We start from the raw sequence: 2322 nt of genomic DNA on the forward strand, positions 1-2322 counted from the left end.
GAGCAGCGGCCGGTCATCGGCCGGCAGGCCGTGGCAGCGGATCGACGGCCACCAGCCGGGCGAAGTAGCCCTGCGGAACCCCCTCTCCGACGGGACGGCCCTCGGCCTCGATCCAGGCGTGCGCGGTGAAGGGCGGGGTGACCCGTACGCCGGTGCACCAGGTGGGCCACGTCCCGCCGAGCCGGCACAGCAGTGCCGCTCCCAGGGACCGCGGCAGGCACCCCTTCGGTCCCGCGCAGCGCAGGCTGGCGGCGCACATGGCGTCGCGTGCGTTCCGCGCCTGTGCGGTGGTCGCCGGCGCGGCGCCGCGCCGCAGGACGCCGAGCACCCTGCGGATGTGGCGGGGCGGCAACAAGGCGAGGACGAGGGCCGGTAGCAGGACGAGACGGGCGGCCAGGCGTCGGGCCAGGGGTACGTCGGTGGGCCGCTCCAGCGCGCTGGGCGTCGTCATGAGGCGAGCCCCGACTGGCGCAGCTCCCGTACGAGTGTCTCGACGTCCAGCACGGCCTGGGCCTGGTCGATGTCGAACTCCCGGACCAGGGCGGCGGCCGCATCCGCCTCCTCGCCGCCGTCCAGCAGCGTCCGTAGCACCAAGGTGGCCGTCGGGTTCAACTCCCAGTACACGCCGCCTTGTTCGTCCAGCAGTACGGTCCCGTAGTCGGTGTCGGCCGCGGAGACGTTGTCGCCGAAACGCAGGGGCATGAGCGGGCCTTTCTGACGGATCTGACGTATCTGACAGGTTCTGAGGTTGTGACGTGTTCTGAAGTGCTGTGAGGTGTTTCGACAGTCGTGCGGTCAGGGCTGCGGGACACGGGCACGGCCGCGCAGCCACACCTCCGCGGCGATGGTGGAGTAGAGGATGGCGTCGGAGAGGCCCGGGGAGGCGGGCCGGCGGGCGAGGCGGCGCAGTTCGGCACCGTCCACCAGGCCGAGTTCCGCCAGCCGTGAGTCCTCCCACAGGGCCAGCAGGTCGGCACGGTGTGCCCGCAGTCCGTCGGCGGCGTCCATGGACGCCGCCGCCTTGTTGTTGCGGCGCAGGCACTGCTCGGGCACGATCCCGCGCATCGCGGCAGCCAGGACGGGCTTGTACCGCCAGGGCGTGACGCGCTCGGCCGGGCGTACCGCGAGGAACGCCTCGATGACGCGGTCGTCGAGGAACGGAGAGGCCATGGGCAGGCCGGCGCGGGCGGCCATCCGGTCCCACTGCCGGATCACACGGCCGCAGGAGCGGATCTGCTCGAGGTCGGTGTGCAGCCCGCGGTCCGGATGCAGTGCGGTAGCCGTCGCCGCGGCTTCGAGCAGTGCCCGGCGGGCCATCCGCTCGGCCTCGGGGGTCACCCAGTCGAACAGGCGCGGAGCCATGCCCCAGCCGAGGCCCGTCGCGACGGACGGGGGCAACGGGCCACGCAGGTCACCGGCCGCGTCGGCGAGCCACTTCCCGTACGGCCGGACGTCGGCGAGAGCGCGCAGTGTGCCGCCGAGCGGCCACTGCCACAGCGCCCGGAACCCGCGTACCTGGCGCAGGGCGAACAGCGGACGGGTGCGCAGCAGCCGGTGGTAGTACGCCTCGGAGCACCACGCCACGTGGTCGCCGCCGATGCCGGTGAGGTGCAGTCGGCTGCCGCGCGCGGCGAGGCCGGGCAGATGGTGCAGGACCCGGGCGCGGTCCATCACGCCGATGGTGGGTTCGTCCAGGAGGTCGTCGATGCCGAGCAGGTCCTCGTAGACGAGGGGCGAGGCGTCGGCGTCCCAGACCACGTGCTCGACGTCGGGCAGGTACCCCATCGCCCGCTGCGCCCACGCCAGGTCGGTGTCCGCCGGATCCCGCCCCGGCCACGTACTGGCCACCACCCGCGCCGGGGAGCGGTCGGCCAGGAAGCAGACGGACGTGGAGTCCAGACCGCCGGACAGGTCGCAGCTCACCACGCCGCCCCGACGGGTACGCGCGTCGACGGCCTGCTCCAGCGCCGTCCGGATCCGGGGCGCCGCCGCGGCGAGCGGCCGGACCGGCTCCGGCGGCGTCCACCACCGGGTGTGTCGCGCGGTTCGCCCGTCCGCGGCCACGACCACGGCGGCCTCCGGGAGCACGGCGGTGACCGCACGCCACATCGACGTCTCCGACAGCGGGTGGGGGGCTGGCCACAGCAGCCTTACAGCCAGTTCCTCTACGTCGGGGTCCAGCCCCAGGACGGCGGCCAGCGTGTCGGCGCGGGTCGCGGCCACCCGCACACCCTCGATGTCCGCGTGGAAGACCAGACGCAGCCCGGAGGCGGTGCCCTGCACCCTGATCTGCCCGTCGAGGGCGCCGGCGAGGTGGAAACT

The 2322-nt window shown here is 73.9% G+C and carries 3 protein-coding genes; all 3 read right to left on the bottom strand.

Annotated features, from left to right (window positions below; all coding sequences use genetic code 11):
- Positions 1–13: 13 nt before the first annotated feature.
- On the bottom strand, positions 14–451 hold the full coding sequence (locus tag IE312_RS00925; RefSeq protein WP_189977324.1) for a lasso peptide biosynthesis B2 protein: 438 nt from the start codon (positions 449–451) through the stop codon (positions 14–16).
- Entirely contained in the window at positions 448–702 is a 255-nt protein-coding gene (locus tag IE312_RS00930) for a lasso peptide biosynthesis PqqD family chaperone (protein ID WP_189977326.1), read from the bottom strand. The genes IE312_RS00925 and IE312_RS00930 overlap by 4 nt, the downstream gene beginning before the upstream one ends.
- A 93-nt stretch (positions 703–795) precedes the next feature.
- Positions 796–2322 (bottom strand): lasso peptide isopeptide bond-forming cyclase (locus tag IE312_RS00935; RefSeq protein WP_229898819.1); only part of this gene is annotated, 1527 nt, incomplete at its 5' end.

The organism is Streptomyces capoamus (assembly GCF_014654935.1).
Taxonomy (GTDB): Bacteria; Actinomycetota; Actinomycetes; order Streptomycetales; family Streptomycetaceae; genus Streptomyces; species Streptomyces capoamus.

Bases quoted from the DNA above. Each gene is read 5' to 3' on its own strand.
- IE312_RS00930 (WP_189977326.1), bottom strand. From the start codon at position 702: ATGCCCCTGCGTTTCGGCGACAACGTCTCCGCGGCCGACACCGACTAC.
- IE312_RS00925 (WP_189977324.1), bottom strand. From the start codon at position 451: ATGACGACGCCCAGCGCGCTGGAGCGGCCCACCGACGTACCCCTGGCC.